This window comes from Gemmobacter lutimaris (assembly GCF_003570715.1).
In the GTDB taxonomy this organism is placed as follows: Bacteria; Pseudomonadota; Alphaproteobacteria; order Rhodobacterales; family Rhodobacteraceae; genus Gemmobacter; species Gemmobacter lutimaris.
In genome coordinates, this window is record NZ_QXXQ01000004.1 from 157126 (window position 1) to 177130 (window position 20005).

Consider the following 20005-nt stretch of genomic DNA (forward strand, 5'->3'; position numbering starts at 1 on the left):
ACGAACCCGCACCCCGGCCCTCGGGGTGCCCGATGCGATGGCGGACGGAATGCTGGATCAAGTTGCGAAACCCACCGAAGAAATCTCTGTGCGGGATGTCTTCGGGATCGACACCGACATGAAGGTCAAGGGCTTTGCCGAGCGCACCGACCGCGTGCCCGAGATCGACCCGACCTACAAGTTCGATCCCGATACGACGCTGGCGATCCTCGCGGGCTTTGCCTACAATCGCCGCGTGATGATCCAGGGCTATCACGGCACCGGGAAATCGACCCATATCGAACAGGTGGCGGCGCGGCTGAACTGGCCGTGCGTGCGCGTGAACCTCGACAGCCATATCTCCCGCATCGACCTGATCGGCAAGGATGCGATCAAGCTGCGCGACGGCAAGCAGGTGACCGAGTTCCACGAGGGTATCCTGCCCTGGGCGCTGCGCAACCCCGTTGCCATCGTCTTCGACGAATATGACGCGGGCCGGGCGGATGTGATGTTCGTCATCCAGCGCGTTCTGGAACATGACGGCAAGCTGACGCTGCTCGACCAGAACGAGATCATCACACCGCACCCGTCCTTCCGCCTGTTCGCCACTGCGAATACCGTGGGTCTGGGCGATACGACCGGGCTTTACCATGGTGTGCAGCAGATCAACCAGGCGCAGATGGACCGCTGGAGCCTTGTGGCCACGCTGAACTACCTCAGCCACGATGCAGAGGCGGCGATCGTGCTGGCCAAGAATGCGCATTACAACACCGAGAAAGGCCGCAAGACCATCAGCCAGATGGTCACCGTGGCTGATCTGACGCGCACCGCCTTCATGAATGGCGATCTGTCCACCGTCATGTCGCCGCGCACCGTGCTCAACTGGGCGCAGAACGCCGAGATCTTCCGCAATGTCGGCTATGCCTTCCGGCTGTCCTTCCTGAACAAATGTGACGAGCTGGAGCGCCAGACCGTCGCCGAATTCTACCAGCGCTGCTTCGGCGAGGAACTGCCGGAAAGTGCCGCCTCGATGGCGATGAAGTGAACCGTCGCAGGGGGGCGCTCGCGCCCCCCTCGGCCTGCGGCCTCACCCCCCTGAGGATATTTCCGGACAGAAAATGAGGCGGTGGCTCACCGATTTTCTGTCCGGAAATATCCTCGGGGGGAGCTTCCCGAAGGGAAGCGCGGGGGGCAGACAGCCCCCCGGCTTTGGGGGCAACATCCGACCCGGAGCGCGCGCGCGACATGACCAAACCCGCTGACAACCCCGCCGATCCGTTCAAGAAGGCTCTGGCCGAGGCCACCAAAACCATGGCCGACGATCCGGAGATGACGGTCAGCTATTCCGTCGATCCTTCGGGCATGACCAAGGATGGCATGCGCCTGCCGCAGGTCAGCCGCCGCATGACCCGCGACGAGGTGATGATGGCGCGCGGCACCGCCGATGCGCTGGCGCTGCGGCGGCGTCACCATGATGAAGGGGTGGCCGCGAAATACGCCCCCCCCGGCGGCATCGCGCGCGAGATCTATGAGGCGATGGAAACCGCGCGGGCCGAGGCGCTGGGGGCGCGCGCCATGCCCGGCACGGCGGTAAACATTGCCCACAAGCTTGGCCACGAGGCCGAGCGCAAGGGTTATGGCCAGATCACACAGGCCGCCGACGCGCCGCTGTCTGTCGCGGCGGGCTATCTGGTGCGGCATCTGGCAACCGGCCAGCCGCTGCCCGCCGCCGCGGCGAATGTGATGAACCTCTGGCGCGGTTTCATCGAACAGCAGGCGGGCGGGGCGCTGGATGACCTCGACGCCGCGTTGGCGGATCAGTCAGCCTTCGCGCGTCTGGCGCGGCAGGTGATCTCGGATCTTGGTTATGGCGACCAGTTGGGCGACGACCCGGACGCCGATGACATGGATGACGAGGCGCAGGACGAGGCGCAGGAGGACGAGGACAACGCCGAGAGCACCGGCGAGGACAGTCAGGAGGAGGAGGCCGAGGCCGAACCCGAGCGCAGCCAGGAAGACAGCCAGGACCAGAGCCAGGCCCAGGTCTCGATGGATGACAATGCGGATATGGAGCAGTCGGAAGAAGCCGAACTGCCCGAGGGCGAGGCGCCGCAGGAACCGCCGCCGCCGGCGCCCTATTCCGATGCCGACCCGAATTACACCGTCTATACCACGGAATTTGACGAGGAAATCCGCGCCGAGGATCTGGCCGAGGCGGCAGAGCTGGAACGCCTGCGTGCCTATCTGGACCAGCAGCTTGAACCGCTGAAAGGTGCGGTCAGCCGACTGGCCAACAAGCTTCAACGCCGGCTTCAGGCGCAGCAGAACCGCTCGTGGCTGTTCGATCTGGAGGAAGGCACGCTGGACGCAGGCCGTCTGGCTCGGGTGGTTGCCAACCCGACGACGCCGCTGTCGTTCAAGCAGGAGAAGGATACAGAGTTCCGCGATACCTGCGTGACGCTGCTTCTGGACAATTCCGGCTCCATGCGCGGGCGGCCGATCTCGATTGCCGCGATCTGTGCCGACGTGCTGGCCCGCACGCTGGAACGCTGTGGCGTGAAGGTCGAAATCCTCGGCTTCACCACGCGGGCGTGGAAGGGCGGGCAGAGCCGCGAGAAATGGCTGGCGGCGGGGCGTCCGCAACAGCCGGGCCGTCTGAACGACCTGCGTCATATCATCTATAAATCTGCCGATGCGCCCTGGCGTCGGGCGCGGCCCAATCTGGGACTGATGATGAAAGAGGGGCTGTTGAAGGAAAACATCGACGGTGAGGCGCTGGAATGGGCGCATCGCCGCATGGCCTCGCGGCCCGAAGCGCGCAAAATCCTCATGGTGATCTCGGACGGCGCGCCGGTGGATGATTCCACCCTGTCGGTGAATCCCGCGAGCTTCCTTGAAAAGCATCTGCGCGACGTGATTTCGATGGTGGAAAAGCGCAAACAGGTGGAGCTGATCGCCATCGGCATCGGCCATGACGTGACGCGCTATTACCAGCGGGCGGTCACGATTACCGATGTGGAACAGCTTGCCGGCGCGATGACCGAGCAACTGGCCGGGCTGTTCGACACCGACCCGCGCAAGCGGGCGCGCGTTCTGGGGATGCGCAAGGTCGGCTGACGGGGCGGCGAGGGGGCTCGCCCCCTCTGCGCCCGTGCCGGGCGCATTCACCCCGAGGATATTTGGGCCAAGGTAAAGAGGCGGGCATGTTTCAGGATTTCACCGCGCAGACAGACCCGTCGCAGGGCGCAGGGCGGTTGGCCGCGCTGCGGGGCAGGCTGGCGGCTGAAGGGTTGTCCGGGTTTCTGGTGCCACGCGCCGATGCCCATCAGGGTGAATATGTCGCGGCGCGGGACGAGCGGCTGTCCTGGCTGACCGGCTTTACCGGCTCTGCCGGGTTTTGCATCGTGTTGCCGGGCATCGCGGGTGTTTTCGTCGATGGCCGCTATCGCACTCAGGTGCGCGCGCAGGTCGATCTGGCGATGTTCACGCCGGTGAACTGGCCAGAGGTGAAGCCGGGTGACTGGATCGCTGATCATCTGGCGGAAGGCGTGATCGGCTTCGATCCGTGGCTGCACGCGGTGGACGAGATTGCAAAGCTTGAAACCGCACTGGCAGGCAGCGGAGTCATCCTGCGGCCCTGCGCCAATATGGTCGATGCAATCTGGCCCGATCAGCCCGAGCCACCGCAGGGGCGCGCCTTCCTGCACCCCGAAGCTTTGGCCGGGGAAAGCAGCGCCTCGAAACGGGCGCGGCTGGCCGAGGGGTTGCGTGCGGCGGGCCAGCGTGCGGCCGTCATTACGCTGCCCGACAGCCTGTGCTGGCTTTTGAACCTGCGTGGGGCCGATGTGCCGCGCAACCCGGTCCTGCATGGCTTTGCGGTGCTGCATGACGACGGGCGGGTGACGCTTTATGCCGATCCGGCGAAATTCGACGCAGAAACCCGCGCGGGTCTGGGTGATCATGTGACCCTGCGCCCGGTTGCGGCCTTTGTGCCGGGCTTGCACAGCCTGCCCGGCCCGGTGCGGATCGACCCGGCCAGCGCGCCGGTCTCGGTAGCGCAGGAACTGGAGGATGCGGGCGTTGCGGTGGCGACCGGCGACGATCCTTGCGCTTTGCCGAAGGCCTGCAAGAACGGGGCCGAAATCGCCGCGACCCGCGCCGCGCATCTGCGCGATGGCGCTGCCATGGTGCGCTTCCTTGCCTGGCTGGATGCCACTGCGCCGCAGGGCGGATTGACCGAGATTGCGGTGGTCGAGGCGCTGGAAGGTTTCCGGCGCGAAAGCAACCAGTTGCACGACCTGTCCTTCGACACGATCAGCGGGGCAGGGCCAAATGGCGCCATCATCCATTATCGGGTGACCGAGGCCACCAATCGCGCGGTGGCGCCTGGCGATCTGCTGCTGGTGGACAGCGGCGGGCAATATCTGGATGGCACGACCGACATCACCCGCACCATCGCCATCGGCGAACCGTCAGAACCTGACGCGCGCGACTGTTATACCCGCGTGCTGCAAGGCATGATCGCGGTGGCGCGCACGCGGTTTCCGAAGGGGTTGGCCGGGCGGGATCTGGATGCGCTGGCCCGCGCGCCGCTCTGGCTTGCGGGCTATGATTATGACCATGGCACCGGGCATGGCGTCGGCGCCTTCCTCTCGGTGCATGAGGGGCCGCAGCGGATTTCGCGGCTCTCCAACGTGCCGCTGGTGCCCGGCATGATCCTGTCGGACGAGCCGGGCTATTACCGTGAGGGGGCATTTGGCATCCGGCTGGAAAACCTGATCGTGGTGCGGGAGGCGCCGCCGCTGGGTGACCACCGCGCGCAATATGATTTCGAGACGCTGACCTTCGTGCCCTTTGACCGGCGTCTGATCCTGCCGGACATGCTGTCAGCAAGTGAGCGCGGCTGGCTTGACGGCTATCACGCCGAGGTTCTGGCGAAGATCGGGCCACTGGTTGATGGTGCCGCGCTGGAGTGGCTCAAGACCGCCTGCGCGCCGCTCTGACCGCCGCGCTTCTGGTAGAGCTTGCCTGAGTATTTGGGCAAGGAGCAAACAGCAGAGCTTTTGCGGGGGCGGCAAAACGGCGCGCGACCGGCTGTCTTGCTTCTTGTACAAATACTCAAATAACCACGCCCCCGCCGGGAATGCGGCGGGGCGTTCGGGTCAGCGGGCCTTGGCCTCCAGCCGACGGCGGTGCAGCACGGGTTCGGTATAGCCCGAAGGCTGGGCGCAGCCTTCGAAAACCAGATCACAGGCGGCCTTGAAGGCCGGGCCATCGAAGTCGGGCGCCATCGGGCGATAGCCGGGGTCGGTGGCGTTCTGGCGGTCTACCACAGCGGCCATTTTGCGCATCGCCTCCATCACCTGCGCCTGCGAGATGACGCCGTGATGCAGCCAGTTGGCAAGCGCCTGACTGGAGATACGACAGGTGGCGCGGTCTTCCATCAGGCCGACATCATGTATGTCGGGCACCTTGGAACAGCCCACCCCCTGATCAACCCAGCGCACGACATAGCCAAGGATGCCCTGCGCGTTGTTCTCGATCTCGGTAGTGATTTCGGCTTCGGACCAGTTGGTGCCTTGGGCGAGCGGAATGGTCAGCAGGTCGCGCAAGGTGCCGCGCGGGCCGCCTTTGGCAATCGCATCCTGCCGGGCCAGCACATCGACGCGGTGGTAATGGGTGGCATGCAGCGTGGCGGCGGTGGGCGAGGGCACCCATGCGCAGTTTGCCCCGGCCTGAGGATGGGCGATCTTCTGTTCCAGCATGGCGGCCATCAGATCGGGCGGCGCCCACATACCCTTGCCAATCTGCGCACGGCCACGCAGCCCGCAGGCAAGACCGATGTCAACATTGCGGTCTTCGTAGCTTTTGATCCAGGCGGCGTGTTTCATCTCGCCCTTGCGGACCATCGGCCCGGCCTCCATCGAGGTGTGGATCTCGTCGCCGGTACGATCAAGGAAGCCGGTATTGATGAAGGCGACACGGGATTTCGCGGCGCGGATACATTCCTTCAGGTTCGCGCTGGTGCGGCGCTCCTCGTCCATGATCCCGAGCTTCACGGTATTGCGTGGCAGGCCGAGCGTATCTTCCACAAGGTCGAAGATTTCGGCGGCGAAGGCCACTTCCTCGGGGCCGTGCATCTTGGGCTTCACGACATAGACCGAGCCGGTGGCGGAGTTGCGGCTGCCAGCAGTCTTCTTCAGGTCGTGCATCGCGCAAAGCGTGGTGACGAAGGCATCCATAAGACCCTCGGGCACTTCGGCGCCTTCGGGATCAAGGATGGCGGGGTTGGTCATCAGGTGGCCGACGTTGCGCACCAGCATCAGGGCGCGGCCCTTCACCGTCAGCGGCGTGCCATCCGCGCCGGTCCAGTTGGCATCGGGGCGCAGGCTGCGGGTGAAGGTCTGGCCGCCCTTGCTGACCTCTTCGGTCAGCGTGCCGGTCATCAGGCCCAGCCAGTTGCCGTAAGCCACCACCTTGTCGGCGGCATCCACCGCCGCCACGCTGTCCTCGCAATCCATGATCGCGGACAGGGCGCTTTCCAGCCAGATGTCGGAAATATGTGCGGCATCCGAAGCGCCGATGGCGGAACGGTCATCCATGACCACTTCGATCAGCAGCCCGTTGTTGCGCAACAGGAATTGTTGCGGCGCGCGGGCCTCGCCCATATGCGCGGCGAATTGTGCGGGGGTTGCCAGCGCCTTGCCGCCCTGAGCGGTTCGGACCACCAGCGCGCCAGCTTCAACGGCAAAGCCAAGCGCATCCTTCCAGCTGGCACCGGCCAGCGGCACAGCGCTGTCGAGGAAATCGCGGGCCCAGGCGATGACGCGGGCGCCGCGCGCCGGGTCATAACCCTTGCCCGAGGGCAGATCCCCCAGCGCATCGGTGCCGTAAAGTGCGTCGTAAAGGCTGCCCCAGCGGGCATTGGCGGCGTTCAGCGCATAGCGCGCGTTCATCACCGGCACCACCAGTTGCGGGCCGGGGATCATGGCGATCTCGGGGTCGATATTGGCGGTTTCAATGCTGAAATCCGGGCCTTCGGGCACCAGATAGCCGATCTCGCGCAGGAAGGCTTCATAAGCTTCGGCCTCGAACGGCTGGCCGCGCCGGGCTTTGTGCCAGTCGTCGATGCTGGATTGCAGCGCGGCGCGTTTGTCCAGCAGGGCGCGGTTCTTTGGTCCCAGCGTGGCAATCGCGGTGGCGAGGCCGCTCCAGAAGGTGTCGGCGCTGACGCCGGTGCCGGGCAGGGCGCGGGTTTCGATGAAATCGGCCAGCTGGCGTTCCACCTGAAGTCCGTTCTTGGCAATCCGTCCGGTCATTTCCGACTCTCCGCTGTGACTGGCGGCGAGGATGCGGAAAAACCGCCTTCCGGGCAACCGAAGCCGACGCCGGATTTGAAAGCTCTGGCGAAAAACACTTATCGGGCATTCTTGATAAACGGATTCCGGGGGCAATGCCTGTTCAAAGGTCGAAGCAAAGCTGACCGCCGGGGTGGGTGCGGCTACCTTCGATCAGTGCGGAGAGGACAGGACGGATGCGACGGGGCGGCGGGCTTGCGCAAGTGCGTCGGGCTGCCGTCAGGCGGTCGCGGGCGGCGCGGGCCGCGCTGGCGGGGTCTACCACCGGCTCGGGGTAGCGGCGGCCCAGCAGACCAGGGGCACCGGACCATTTCCATGGTTCCTGCAACAGCGCATCGGGGACCGGGGCGAGTTCGGGCAGCCAGCGCCGGGTGAAGCTACCGTCGGGGTCCAGCGTCTGACCCAGCCGTATCGGGTTGCAGATGCGCGGCGTGGTCTCCGCCAGACCGGCGTGGCGCCAGACCTGTGCCCAGTGGATCGACGGGGTGTAATCGGTGAACCGCCGGGCCAGCGCCTCGCCCGCCGACCGGGGATCGAGCGACAGGTGGTGCACCGCACAGCCGAGCACCATCGACCGCGTGGCATGGGGCAGCCAGCCTGTCGCGTTGAGGTAACGCAGGCAGGCGTCCAGATAGGGCAGGCCGGTTTCGCCCGCAGTCCAGGCGGCCAGTCGCGCGGCATCGCTTTCAGCGGTGGGGCGAGGGCGGGCAGAGGCGTCGCCATCGCCATATCGCACCGCAATCCGGGCCTGCGTGCCGCGCAGGGTGGCAATGGCTTGCGAAGGGGGGCGCCCGGCCAGTCGTGCCTCGATTGCCGCGGTGACTTCGGTGGCCGACAGCGTGCCAAAGGCCAGATGAGCGGACAGGCGCGAACTGACGCGTTCAGCCCCGGCGGGGGTATTGGACGAGGGGCGCCCAAGGGCGGCGCGGCTGGCCAGAAAACTTTCCAGCATCGTCAGCGCGGCCACGCGCCCGCCGCGCTGCCGGTGCGGGCAAGGGTCATCCGCCAGCCGCAAAGCGCGGGCAGAAGGCAGTGCGCCGGGTGATACGCCTTCAATCCCGCGCGCGATCAATGGTTCTGCCGGGGCATCGGCGGGCAGGGCCGTCCAGCGCAGGCCCGAGGCGCGTGCCCAGGCGGCCACACGCGATTCTGCCGCGCTGCCGCCCTGTTGTGTGACAATTTCGGTAATGCGATGGGCGCGCACCAGACGTTCCATCACCGTGACCGGATCGCCGACCCGAATCGCCAGCGGCAACCCTTGCGCGGCCAGCGCCTCGGTCAGATCGGTCAGGCTTTCGGCGCAGAAGGCCCAATGGCGGCCCGACCGATCCGGTCTGGCCCAATCGTCGGGGTCCACCACATAAAGCGGCAGAACCGGCCCGCGCGCCGCGGCGAAAGCCAGCGCCGGATGGGCCTCGTGCCGCAGATCACGGTTCATCCAGATGAGAACATTCATGGAACATTTCTAGCTCGCCACGCGGCGCCCGTCAAATGTCATGCAACGGGAAGGGTCATGCGGGCGCCGGCTGACGCCCGCGCATCCCTTTGTCCCCGACGGGCAGATTGTCGCCGAACCGGGCGGGAATTGTGGCGGAATTGAGGCTCTGACGCAGTCAAATCCCGGTGGTTTACTTATTTTGGGCGCATTTGGGGGGCAAACAGCCGAACAGTATGAGGCATTCCTCTACTGCTCAGCCTTGCCCTGTCGCCAAACGCGGCAGGGCTTTTTTTCATGTCTTTTCAACAGATTCGCGATGTGCGGCCTCAGGTTGCCATCCGGCGCAGCACGCGGGTCAGGATGGCGGCGACGGCGACATGGGCGGGGGAGGGGCTTCGATCGCGGGCGCGCAGCAGCGCCACCTCGCGCGCGATGTCGGGGGTGGTCAGTGCACGCGCCAAGATGGCGCGGGCATGCACAGCGGCCTTGGCATAGGCGGGCAGAACGGCAATCAGCCCCGCCTGTTCCACCAGCGCCAGCGCGGTATGGATCTGATGCACCTCCAGCGCCGGACGGTAGGGCTGGCCCGCGCTTTCGAAGCCCACCTCGGCCAGCAGGCGCAGCCCGCTTTCGCGCGTCAGCGCCACTTGCGGCTGGCCCGCGATCTGCGCCCATGTCAGCTCTGTCTGATCGGCGAGCGCATGGTCCGCCGCCAGAAACACCATCAGCCGGTCGCGCAGCACCGGGGTTACCACCACGCCCTCCTCGCCGGGCTGGAAGGTGCCAAGCCCCAGATCGGCGCGACCGTTGCGCACCTGCTCGACGATCGCATCGGTGCCCAGATCCTCGACCTGCAGCGACAGATCCGGGTGCTGCGCAGCGGTTTCGCGGAGCACGGCGGGCAGCACGGCGGCGGCCAGCAGCGGCGGCGCCGCAATCCGCAGCCGCCCGCGCCGCAACTGACCCAGATCCTGCACATTGCTGACCGCACGATCCAGTTCCGCCAGCACCACGAAGGCCGAGGCGGCAAAGGCCTCGCCCGCCTCGGTCAGATCGACGCGGCGGGTGGTGCGGTCGAACAGCCGAGCGCCCAACCCGGTTTCCAGATCGCGGATCGCCTGGCTCAGCGCCGGTTGCGTGGTGTTCATCCGCTCGGCGGCACGGGAAAAGCTGCCAAGCTCCGCCACCGCCTGAAAGCATTCGATCTGTCGCAGGCTGGGCTTCATCGCATGTCCCCTGGCTTATGAAAGCCCTGTATACATGCGATGAAGCCAATGGCCAATCAGGCGCCGTAGGGCAGCCAGATGGTTTTCACCTGCACCGCGCGGTGCAGGAAGTCGCGCCCCTGTCCCTGCGCCGGATCGAGCCAGTCGCGGGTCAGGCCCTGATCAGTCCAGACCGGCTTCAGGTTCCCGGCGCTCGCGGTTTCCACCATCGCCACGCCACTGGCCGAGCCGCAATACCACAGCGCCGCCACATCATCGTGCTCGGCCAGCGTTTTCGCCAGTTCGTCCCGGGTGCCGGTCAGCAGGTTCACCACGCCGCCCGGAATATCCGAGGTTTCCAGCACCTGATAAAGCCGCGTCGCAAGCAGCGGGTGGCTTTGCGAGGCGACGGCGACCACCCGGTTGCCCATGGCGATGGCGGGCAGGATCAGCGACATCAGGCCCAGAAGCGGCGCTTCGTCCGGGGCGATCAGGCCCATGGTGCCAAAGGGCTCGTTCACCGTCAGCGTGACGTGGTTCGATTTCGTTGCTGTGACCGTGCCGTCGAACTTGTCGGCCTGCGCGGCATACCAGAAGGCGCGGCGCAGGGTTGCCGCGACTTCCTCGGCCGGTTTCGGGGTGCCGCAGGCGGCCAGTGCGGCGGTGAATTCCTCGGCCCGCTGCGACAGGTTCTCGGCCAGGAAATACAATACCTGCGCGCGGTTATGCGCCGTCACGCCGCCCCAGCCGCCTGCTTTGCCCGCAGCCTCCACCGCGTTGCGCACATCCTTGCGGTTGGCCAGCGCCGCCTGACCCAGCGCCACGCCACCCTTGCCGGTGACGGTATAGCTTTGCCCGCCATCGGCCCGGGCCTGCTTGCCGCCGATATAGAGCTTCGCGGTCACGTCGATGCTCGGGCGGTCGGCCTTGCCCGCATGGGGGGCAACGCCGGACAGTGGCGCCGGATCGGGGCGCGGCTTGCCCGGCCGCGCGGGGGCGGTGAGGTATTCGCGCATCCCCGCGCGGCCCCCCTCGCGTCCATAGCCGCTTTCGCGGAAGCCGCCGAAGGGGGCGCCGGCGTCGAAGATATTGGTGGCATTGATCCAGACCACGCCCGCCTTGACCTTGGCTGCGATCTCGATCGCCCGGTCGATGTTCTGTGACCAGACCGAGGCGGCAAGGCCATAGCGCGTGTCATTGGCCAGCGTAATGGCCTCGTCCGGGGTGCGGAAGGTCAGGGTGGTGGCGATGGGGCCGAAGATCTCGGTCTGGCTGACGGTATGGGCGGGGGCGGTGCCGGTCAGGAAGCCCGGTGCGCAGAAGGCGCCTTGCGCGGGCATCTGCGCGGGTGCGCGATGCAGGGTCGCGCCCTCGGCTTCGGCCTGTGCCAGCAGGCCGTTGATCCGCGCCAACTGCTTGCGCGACACCAAGGCGCCGACATCCATGGTCTTGTCCAGCGGATCGCCGCCGCGCAGCGTTTCCATCCGTTTGCGCAGCCGGTCAAAGAAGCGCGGCGCGATGCCCTCCTGCACCAGAAGGCGTGAGCCGGCACAGCAGACCTCGCCCTGATTGAACCAGATCGCATCGACGACGCCTTCGACGGCGGCGTCCAGATCGGCATCCTCGAACACGATGAAGGGCGATTTGCCGCCCAGTTCCAGCGACAGCTTCTTGCCCGAACCTGCGATCTGGCGGCGGATCACCCGGCCCACCTCGGTCGAGCCGGTGAAGGCGACCTTCGCCACGCCCTCATGCCCCGCGATCAGGGCGCCGGTGGCGCCATCGCCGTTCACGATGTTCAGAACGCCGGGCGGCAGGCCGATCTCGGCGCAGATTTCGGCGAAGGCATAGGCGGTCAGCGGCGTCAGATCGGCGGGTTTCAGCACCACGGTATTGCCCGCCGCCAGCGCGGGGGCCACCTTCCACGCCAGCATCAGCAGCGGGAAGTTCCACGGGATGATCTGTCCGCAGACCCCCAGTGCCGTATGGCCCGGGAAGTCATCGGCCATCAGTTCGGCCCAGCCGGCATGGTGGTAGAAGTGCCGCGCGACCAAGGGCACGTCGATGTCGCGGCTTTCGCGGATAGTCTTGCCGTTGTCCAGCGTCTCCAGCACCGAGAAGAAGCGTTCGCGCTTCTGCACATGACGGGCGAGGGCGTAAAGGTAGCGCGCCCGGTCATGCCCCGGCAGGGCCGCCCATTTGGGGAAGGCGGCGCGGGCGGCCTGCACCGCCGCATCCACCTCGGTTGCCGTGCCAAGCCCCACGCGGGTCAGCACCGCATCGGTCGCGGGGTTCACCACCTCCACCGTCTCGCCTTCGGGGGCGGTGAAGCGGCCGTTAATGAAATGCCCGATCACGGGGCGGTCGGCGATCCAGGCCAGCGCCTCGGTCGCGGATTCGGGGGCGGGGCCGTAATCCATGGTCTGCATGAGATCCTTGATGGTCATGGTGCTCTCCTCAGGCCAGCGCATGCCGGTTGGCGGCCGAGTAGCGGCCCGTCACATGGTGTTCCAACTGGCGTTCAATATCGCCCAGCAGCGACGAGGCGCCGATGCGAAAGAGATCGGGCATGCACCAGCGGCTGCCCATTTCCTCTTTCATCAGGATCAGCCAGTTCATCGCGTCCTTCGCGGTTTTCAGCCCGCCCGCAGGTTTGAACCCGACCCACTGGCCGGTGCGATCGCCAAAGTCGCGCAGCGCCCGCACCATGGTCAGCGAGACGGGCAGGGTGGCGTTCACCTCTTCCTTGCCGGTCGAGGTCTTGATGAAATCGGCGCCCGCCTGCATGGCGACCATGCTGGCCTTGTAGACATTGGTCAGGGTTTTCAGATCGCCGGTGGCAAGGATCGCCTTCATATGGGCGTCGCCGCAGGCCTCGCGCATCTGGCGGATTTCATCGTAAAGCGCCGCCCAGTTGCCGGTCAGTGCCTGTTCGCGGGTGATCACGATGTCGATCTCGGTGGCGCCCTGATCGACGGCATAACGGATTTCCGCCAGCCGCAGCGGCAGGGGGGTCAGCCCGGCGGGAAAGCCGGTAGCGACCGAGGCCACGGGGATGCCCGAGCCTTCCAGCGCTTTCACCGCATGGGGCACCATGGTTGGATAGACGCAGACCGCGCCGACGGTCAGCGCGTCAAGCCCCAGCGCCGCCAGCAGGTCAGGCCGCAGCGGATGCCGTGCCTTGGCGCAAAGCCGCTGCACGCGTCCGGCGGTGTCATCGCCCGCCAGTGTCGTCAGGTCGATGCAGGTGATGGCGCGGGCCAGCCATGCCGCCTGATGATCCTTCTTCACCGTGCGGCGACCCGGCAGGCTGGCGGCCCGGCGTTCGGCGGCGGATCGGTTGACGCTGACATTTTCGAACCATTCCGGGATAAATTCCGTGCCGGTCATCCGGGGGAACGTGCCGTTTTCACTCATTCGGGGTCTCCAGCAGGAAATGGGCGGTGGCGTCGTCAGTCACGAGGACCGACACATATCCGGCCTGCAAGGCGGCGCGGGCGATGGCGTGTTTTTCCGCCCCCGCCACAAGGGCCAGACGATGTTCGGCATGGGGCAGGCGGTGCAGCGGCAGGCCCAGCGTGCGGGCATCCAGTGCCGCATCGACGGGCTGCCCCGCCGCATCGACGAAATGGCCAAGGATGTCGCCCACCGCGCCATGGGCGCGCAGCGCGTCAATCTCGGCGGGGCTGAGGTAGCCCTGCGCGCAAAGGGCGGAACGATGCGAGACGCCACCCATCGAAAACGCCAGAAGCGGCGCGGCGGCGCCACGGGCCAGCGCGCGTGCGATCACCGGATCGGCCTCCAGCGCGCGGCAGGTCGAGGGCTGGCCAAGGATCGCGGGCACCGGCAGCAGCGTGGCGCTGCCCCCCGCCGCCTGCGCCACCGCCTCGGCCACGGCGGAACTGCGCGGGTCAGTCACTGTCAGGGCGGCGGCGCCGTTCAGGAGCACCACTTCCAGCCCCGGTGCCCAGCCTTGTGGCAGGGCACGCGCCAGTGCCGCCATGGTGCGGCCCCAGCTTACGCCCATCAGCGCAGGTTTCGGCGTCAGCGTTGCCAGCCAGCGCGCGGCGGCCTGCGCGATGCCTTCGTTCAGCATGTCGGGATCGGTGACGCCGCCCATCGGCACCACAAGCGCCTCGCGCAGGTTCCAGCGCGCTTGCAAAGCGGCCTCCAACCCTGTCGCGCGGCGCGCGCGCGGCACGATCTCCACCCGCACCACGCCCTCGGCCTTGGCCTCGGCGAGAAGGCGGCCGACCTGCCAGCGGGTCAGGCCCAGTTCATCCGCCACCTGCGCCTGTGTACGGTCGAGGTCGTAATAGAGCTTCGCCGCCTGAATCATCAGGTGGTCGCGGCTTTCATCGGCTGGCAGGCGTGCGGAATAGGGGCTGCGGTCGCTCATCTGCGCAAAAATACATCATTTGCAGGATAAAGCAACATTTGTAACCTTTGGTGAGCCAACCTTTGCGTGAACGGCCTTTTGCCTTTCTGGCCAGACGCTTATTCTGCGTTCATGAATATCATTCTCATCATTGCCGCAGTGGCGCTTCTGTTCGTCGTCATTGCCTTGGCCGAGCCTGTGGCCGAGCGTCTGCGCCTGCCCTACACGGTGGCGCTGGCCGCCATTGGCGCGCTTCTGGGGATTGGGGCAGCGACGCTGACCGCGACCATGGGCACGCGCCTGCCGGACGAGATTTCAGCGCTGCTGGCGCTACCGATCCGGTCCAGCGTCTTCCTTTACGCGCTGCTGCCGACACTGGTGTTTCAGGTAGCGCTGGGGCTGGATCTGCGGCGGATGCTGGATGACTGGGTGCCGATCCTTGTGATGGCGGTGCTGGCGGTGCTGGCGGCGACGGCTTTCGTGGGCGGGGCGCTGGTGCCGTTCAGCCAGATGTCGGTGCTGGCCTGTTTTCTTGTGGGCGCCATCGTGTCCACCACCGACCCTTCCGCGGTCGTCAGTATCTTCCGGGGGCTGGCCGCCCCGCAGCGGCTGGCGCGGATTGTCGAGGGCGAAAGCCTGCTGAACGACGCGGCGGCCATCGCGCTCTTTGGCTTCTTCCTGACCTTCGTGATGGCGGGGGTGCCGAACCCGACGCTGCATGACGCCTTCATCGGCCTGCCGGTGCAGGTAGCCAGCGGGATGCTCACCGGCTGGATCGTGGCGCAGGTGGCGCTGTTCGCCATGGTGATGCTGGCAGCCTGGCCGCTGGCGCAACTGTCGCTTTCCGTGGCGGTGCCCTATGCGACCTATCTGATCGCCGATCAGCTGCTGGGCGCCTCTGGCGTGGTGGCGGTGGTTTTTGCTGGCATGACGCTGAACTGGGCCGGGCCGGGGCGGATGTCGCCCGGTGCATGGACCAACCTGCGCGAGGTCTGGGATCTGCTGGCGCATTGGGCCGGGGCGCTGATCTTCGTGCTGGCCTCGCTGCTTATTCCGCGGCTGATGGCGGATGCGCGGTTGTTCGATCTGTTCCTCGTGCTGGTCGTCGTGGTGGCGGCGACGGTGGCGCGGATGCTGATGCTGTGGGTTCTGCTGCCCCTGCTGGCGCGGTTGCGGCTGTCGCCGCAGGTGGATCAGCCCTATCGCGTGGCGATCCTCTGGGGCGGCTTGCGCGGGGCGGTGACGCTGGCGCTGGCGCTGGCGGTGACGGAAAACCTGCGCGTTCCTGTCGATGTGCGGCGCGAGGTCGGCATTCTGGCAACCGGCTTCACCCTGTTCACCTTGTTCGGACAGGGCACCACCCTGCGCCTGCTGATCCGCAGGCTGGGGCTGGCCAAACTTGCGCCTCTGGATGTCGCGCTGTCGCGGCAGGTCATCGCTGTCGCGCTTCAGAATGTGCGCGAGGAGGTGGCGGAAAGCGTGAAGGAACATGGTCTCAGCCGCGATATCGCGCGGGCCGAGGCGAAAAGCTTTGCCGCGAGGCTGGATCAGGCGGTGGAGCTGGCGGATGAGAGTTCGGACATCGGCGAGAAGGACCGGATCACCCTTGGCCTGCTGGCCCTTGCCGGGCGCGAGCGTGATCTGGTGCTGGAGGCGTTCCGTGAGCAGGAAATCACCCCCGGCCGTGCGCAGCAGATGCTGACAGATGCCGACCGGCTGATGGAGGGCACACGGGCGGGCGGGCGCACCGGCTATCGCCGGGCGGCGCGGCGGGCGCTGGGGCGGGGGCGGCTGCACCGTGTTGCGGTCTGGCTGAACAACCGGCTGCGCATTTCATGGCTTCTGGCGCTGCTGACCGCGCATCGCTTTGAAATTCTTGAAAACCAGCGCATCCTTCTGAAGGATCTGCACGGCTATATCGACAGCAAGATCCGTCGTATCCACGGTCGCCGCGTGGCCGATCTGCTGCACCGGCTGCTGACGCAGCGCGAGGAAGAGGTGGAACAGGCGCTGGATGCGCTGCGCCTGCAATACCCCGGCTATGCCGAGGAAATGGAGCGCCGCTTCATCCGCCGTCTGGCCCTGCGGCTGGAGGAACGCGAATATGACACGCTGCTGGAAGACGGGCTGATCGGGCGCGAACTGCACATGACCCTGCGCCAGTCGCTTGGCGGTGCGCGGCGGCGGCTGAACCGGCGGCCGCGTCTGGATCTGGCGGTGCAGAAAAGCGCCATGCTGCGGCAGATGCCCGCGCTGGCCGGGCTGGATGCGGCACAGTTGCGCATGGTGCAGAAGCGGGTGGCGACGGTTTACGCCCAGCCCGGCGATGTGCTGATCCGCAAGGGTGATCCGGCGCGGCACGTGTTCTTTATCGCCTCGGGGGCGGTGGAGGTTGAATTCGCCAGTCAGGTGGAACGTCTGGGCCGGGGCGAGATGTTCGGCCAGCTTGGCATTCTGACCCGCCGTCCGCGCCGGGCGCAGGTGACGGCGATCACCCATTGCACGCTGCTGACACTGGATGAGGCGCGGTTCCTCGATCTGCTGTCGCGCGATGCGACGCTGCGCGAGGCGGTCGAGAAAAGCACGGCGCGTCGGGGGCTGATGGAGGCGGCGGCCCGCGTCCCGCCACCGGAGCCTGCCCCGGTCAGATAAGCCCGCGCCTGCTGGCCGCCAGCGCCGCCTCGGCCCGGCTGGAAATGTTGAGCTTGCGGTAGATCGACTTCGTATGCGAGGCGCAGGTGTTGGGGGTGATCCCCAGCGCGGCAGCGATGTCGGTGCCGGTAAAGCCTTTGCCCAGCAGGCGCAGCACCTCCTGCTCGCGCGCGGTCAGCGCCACGTCGGGCAGGGCGGCCTCGGGGCGGGGGGTGGCGGCATGGGCCTGAAAATGCGCGATCATCCGTTGCGCGATGCGCGGCGAAATGGGAGGCTCGCCCGCTGCGATGCGGCGGAACTGGTCGGCAAGGCTGGCGGCCTTCACGCCTTTCAGAATATACCCCATCGCCCCGGCCGCCAGCGCGTCGAACAGCGAGGCGTCATCCTCGAAAATTGTGATGACCACCGGCAGCGTATCGGGCAGGTCGCGGGCGATGGCGCGGATGATGTCGATGCCATGCCCGTCCGGTAGGTCGAGGTCGATCAGCGCGAAATCATAGCGCGTGCCGCTTTGGAACAGTGCGGCTTCGGCCTCGGCACAGGTTGCGGCGGTGGCGATCACCGCGCCGGGTAGCGTGGAAAGAAGTGTCTCGCAGATCCAGTTGCGGGTTTCACGATTATCGTCCAGCACCAGCGCATGCAGCACCCCGCCATCCGGGCGGAGCGATCTGGACAGGTCTGCATCGCGGCTTTGATTCATGGGTCCGTCGGGGGTTCGGTCTTGCCGGGTTGGCTTGGCTCAAGTCTTATCAACGTTCAGAGGAAGATAAAGTTCCATAAGATACTGTCCATCCGGCGTCGGACCGGCCTCCATGCGCCCTTGCAGGGCTTCGGCGCGATTGCGCATGTTGCCGGTTCCATTGCCGCGCATGGGCTGTTCCCCTGCGGGTGTCATATTCACCATGTCATTCGTCATGGACAGACGGAGGATGCCGCCCTCACAACTGGTGGTGACGGTGATGTCGCCCGTCCCGTGGGTCAGTGCATTGGACAGCGCCTCGCGCTGGAGGGCGGTGAGATTGCGCTGGAATTCATAGCGTAGAGGAATTTCGCACTCATCCGCGCCGCCCGGCGGCCATATCAGGTGGCGGGCCAAGGCCTCGGCCCGGCTGCGGCTTTCGGCGCGCAACTGGCCGACCAGCGTGGCAAGCGACACCTCGCGTCCCGAAAGCCCGGTGGCGATCTGGCGCAGGTCGGACAGCGCCTCGATCAGAAAATCCTGACGCTGGCTTTCATCGCGGGCGTGCAGGCTGGACAGCAGACGCGCGCCCACGTCGTCATGCAGGTCACGGGCGATGCGCTGGCGCTCGCGGGCCACGGCGGTTTCATAGGCCATGCGGTCACGCCCTGCCGCTTCTGCCATTGCGGCCAGTTCGTCGGCAAGCGCGCGATCCTCGGCATTGAACAATCGTCGCCCCGAGGCGGCATAGCCCAGCCGCAGCGCAGGGGTGCCTTCGGGGCCGGGCACCAGCAGCGAAAGGCCCTCGTCCTCCAGCGCGGCGGCGGCGAGGGGCGCGGGCAGGTTTTCCATCCGCAGAGGTGCGAACAGCCGTTCCATCACGCCGCGCCATGCGGCCGCCTTGGCCTGCCCGCCATGCTGAAAGGCCACCGACAGCGTATCGCGGTAAAGCGCCGCCAGATCGGGGCGCCGCCGTCCCAGCCAGCGGTCGAAGACCAGATCGCGCAAGGGGAAATAGACCAGCCCGACCAGCGCCACGGCCGACGCCAGCGAGGCGGGACCGGACAGGCTGAGCGTGAGCAGGAAAATCGTATCGACAAGGATCATCAGCCCGACGACGGCAAGGCTGAACAGCACTCGCAGGGCCCAGCGGTCCAGATCGAACAGCCGGTAGCGGGCAAGCGCCAGCGCGGTGCCGACATAGATCGCGCAAAGCGGCACGAAGGCGAGCCCCTGCGACAGGATCGTCTCGGCCCCTACCAGCGCCGGCAGCGAGACCAGCAGCACGAAGACGCCCGACCCCAGCAGCACCGAAAGCCCCAGCCAGCGCAGCGCGGCGCGGTCTGCCGGCTGACCGCGCGTGGCGCGCAATTGCAGCAGGATCAGCGCAAGGATGGCAAGGAACATCAGCCCGATCAGCACCTGCGGCTTGATCAGGTCATAGGGCGGCAGGTGCAGGCGATAGGCAAGTTCATTGACCGCCGCCAGAACCGCCACCACCCAGACCCAGCGGGCAGAAAGAACCGGGCGCGGATAGCGGGCAAAGAGGCCGATCATGCCGACACCAAAGGCGAATGTTCCGGCGTGGTTGACGATGCTCAGTCCCCATTGCAGGGCGGGGTCGATCGACAGGTCTCGGGTGCCGTAGATGGCCGAGGTGAAGGCGGCCGTGGCGACTCCGGCCCCGGCCAGAACGAAACCGCCCAGGCCCTCCGGTCGCGGCCCGGCGTTCCGGCCGCTGCGCAGCACCAGAAGAAAGGCGGCGATGGCCAGCACCACGATCCCGACCGCCCACTGCACCCAGAACATCACCGGAAGGTGCCGAAGCGGTGTTTCCAGGGCCACCGGCAGCGCGATTTCCCGGCCATCCGCCAGCAACAGGCGCAGCGGTTGCCCGGCCGTGGCCGCGCGCCGGGCCAGCGCTGTCATGTCGCCCTGAAGATCCAGATAGGCGCGGAAACCGGCATAGCTGTTCAGCATGTCGGGGTCTTCGACCAGCAGTTCGGCGGTGAGGGCGATTTGCGGGCCGGGCATGCCCTGCGGCGGCAAGAGCCAGCCCGCAGCAACGGGGCCATCGGGTGTGACGGCCACCACGGCCGCCCCCTCGGGCAGCAGGGTCACGCCGTAGTCGGGCTGGCTTTCACGCAGGGCCAGCACGGCAAGCGCCAGCAGCAGGATTGCCACGCAAGCGGCCAGAAGGCGCAACGCAGGCGTGCGCAATTCATGCATTCAGCAACCCCTTGGGGTGTCGATCCGGCCGGATGTGCAAAGTCCCCATTCTCCCCGGCAAACCTGTCCCCCGCAGGCCTGCCCAAA

At 66.7% G+C, this 20005-nt stretch carries 12 protein-coding genes; 4 read left to right on the plus strand and 8 right to left on the minus strand.

Annotation, left to right across the window (positions count from 1 at the left end; all coding sequences use genetic code 11):
• The first annotated feature begins 37 nt into the window (after nt 1–37).
• The 3 genes from cobS (at nt 38) to D2N39_RS09185 (ending at nt 4982) form a co-directional block, all read left to right on the plus strand.
• Entirely contained in the window at nt 38–1024 is a 987-nt protein-coding gene (gene cobS / locus D2N39_RS09175; RefSeq protein ID WP_119134682.1) for a cobaltochelatase subunit CobS, read from the plus strand.
• Between the two features lie 200 nt (nt 1025–1224).
• A complete protein-coding gene (gene cobT, locus D2N39_RS09180; RefSeq protein WP_119134683.1) occupies nt 1225–3096 on the plus strand; it encodes a cobaltochelatase subunit CobT in 1872 nt (623 codons plus the stop codon).
• 86 nt (nt 3097–3182) lie between these two features.
• Nucleotides 3183–4982 (plus strand): aminopeptidase P family protein, encoded by a 1800-nt coding sequence (locus D2N39_RS09185; protein ID WP_119134486.1) that lies wholly within the window; start codon nt 3183–3185, stop codon nt 4980–4982.
• A gap of 159 nt (nt 4983–5141) precedes the next feature.
• On the opposite strand, the gene D2N39_RS09190 is transcribed toward D2N39_RS09185, so the two are convergent.
• The 6 genes from D2N39_RS09190 to D2N39_RS09215 all read right to left on the minus strand — a co-directional run bounded on the left by D2N39_RS09190 (nt 5142) and on the right by D2N39_RS09215 (nt 14379).
• Nucleotides 5142–7298, minus strand: a complete 2157-nt coding sequence (locus tag D2N39_RS09190; RefSeq protein WP_119134487.1) for a malate synthase G — start codon at nt 7296–7298, stop codon at nt 5142–5144.
• A 142-nt stretch (nt 7299–7440) separates the two neighbouring features.
• The gene (locus D2N39_RS09195) at nt 7441–8793 is read right to left on the minus strand and encodes an FAD-binding domain-containing protein (RefSeq protein ID WP_119134488.1); all 1353 of its coding nucleotides are present in this window, start codon (nt 8791–8793) and stop codon (nt 7441–7443) included.
• A 308-nt stretch (nt 8794–9101) separates the two neighbouring features.
• Nucleotides 9102–10001, minus strand: a complete 900-nt coding sequence (locus D2N39_RS09200; RefSeq protein ID WP_119134489.1) for a LysR family transcriptional regulator — start codon at nt 9999–10001, stop codon at nt 9102–9104.
• A gap of 56 nt (nt 10002–10057) precedes the next feature.
• On the minus strand, nt 10058–12427 hold the full coding sequence (locus tag D2N39_RS09205; RefSeq protein WP_199725226.1) for an aldehyde dehydrogenase family protein: 2370 nt from the start codon (nt 12425–12427) through the stop codon (nt 10058–10060).
• Between the two features lie 10 nt (nt 12428–12437).
• Nucleotides 12438–13397, minus strand: coding sequence for a deoxyribose-phosphate aldolase (deoC, locus tag D2N39_RS09210; RefSeq protein ID WP_119134490.1), 960 nt, complete (start codon nt 13395–13397; stop codon nt 12438–12440).
• A complete protein-coding gene (locus tag D2N39_RS09215; protein ID WP_119134491.1) occupies nt 13390–14379 on the minus strand; it encodes a sugar-binding transcriptional regulator in 990 nt (329 codons plus the stop codon). The genes deoC and D2N39_RS09215 overlap by 8 nt, the downstream gene beginning before the upstream one ends.
• A gap of 111 nt (nt 14380–14490) precedes the next feature.
• Between D2N39_RS09215 and D2N39_RS09220 the strand changes: the two genes are divergently transcribed.
• Nucleotides 14491–17010 carry a cation:proton antiporter gene (locus tag D2N39_RS09220; RefSeq protein ID WP_119134492.1) on the plus strand — a complete coding sequence of 840 codons (2520 nt, stop codon included), beginning with the start codon at nt 14491–14493 and terminating at the stop codon, nt 17008–17010.
• Here D2N39_RS09220 and D2N39_RS09225 read toward each other — a convergent pair.
• Nucleotides 17003–17710, minus strand: coding sequence for a LuxR C-terminal-related transcriptional regulator (locus D2N39_RS09225; RefSeq protein ID WP_119134493.1), 708 nt, complete (start codon nt 17708–17710; stop codon nt 17003–17005). The genes D2N39_RS09220 and D2N39_RS09225 overlap by 8 nt on opposite strands.
• A 39-nt stretch (nt 17711–17749) precedes the next feature.
• Nucleotides 17750–19918, minus strand: coding sequence for a sensor histidine kinase (locus D2N39_RS09230; protein WP_119134494.1), 2169 nt, complete (start codon nt 19916–19918; stop codon nt 17750–17752).
• Nucleotides 19919–20005: the final 87 nt, after the last annotated feature.

Coding starts and splice junctions, on each gene's coding strand:
- cobS (WP_119134682.1), top strand. CDS start 38: ATGGCGGACGGAATGCTGGATCAAGTTGCGAAACCCACCGAAGAAATC.
- D2N39_RS09205 (WP_199725226.1), bottom strand. CDS start 12,427: ATGACCATCAAGGATCTCATGCAGACCATGGATTACGGCCCCGCCCCC.
- D2N39_RS09230 (WP_119134494.1), bottom strand. CDS start 19,918: ATGCATGAATTGCGCACGCCTGCGTTGCGCCTTCTGGCCGCTTGCGTG.
- D2N39_RS09200 (WP_119134489.1), bottom strand. CDS start 10,001: ATGAAGCCCAGCCTGCGACAGATCGAATGCTTTCAGGCGGTGGCGGAG.
- D2N39_RS09225 (WP_119134493.1), bottom strand. CDS start 17,710: ATGAATCAAAGCCGCGATGCAGACCTGTCCAGATCGCTCCGCCCGGAT.
- D2N39_RS09195 (WP_119134488.1), bottom strand. CDS start 8,793: ATGAATGTTCTCATCTGGATGAACCGTGATCTGCGGCACGAGGCCCAT.
- deoC (WP_119134490.1), bottom strand. CDS start 13,397: ATGAGTGAAAACGGCACGTTCCCCCGGATGACCGGCACGGAATTTATC.
- D2N39_RS09190 (WP_119134487.1), bottom strand. CDS start 7,298: ATGACCGGACGGATTGCCAAGAACGGACTTCAGGTGGAACGCCAGCTG.
- D2N39_RS09185 (WP_119134486.1), top strand. CDS start 3,183: ATGTTTCAGGATTTCACCGCGCAGACAGACCCGTCGCAGGGCGCAGGG.
- D2N39_RS09220 (WP_119134492.1), top strand. CDS start 14,491: ATGAATATCATTCTCATCATTGCCGCAGTGGCGCTTCTGTTCGTCGTC.
- cobT (WP_119134683.1), top strand. CDS start 1,225: ATGACCAAACCCGCTGACAACCCCGCCGATCCGTTCAAGAAGGCTCTG.
- D2N39_RS09215 (WP_119134491.1), bottom strand. CDS start 14,379: ATGAGCGACCGCAGCCCCTATTCCGCACGCCTGCCAGCCGATGAAAGC.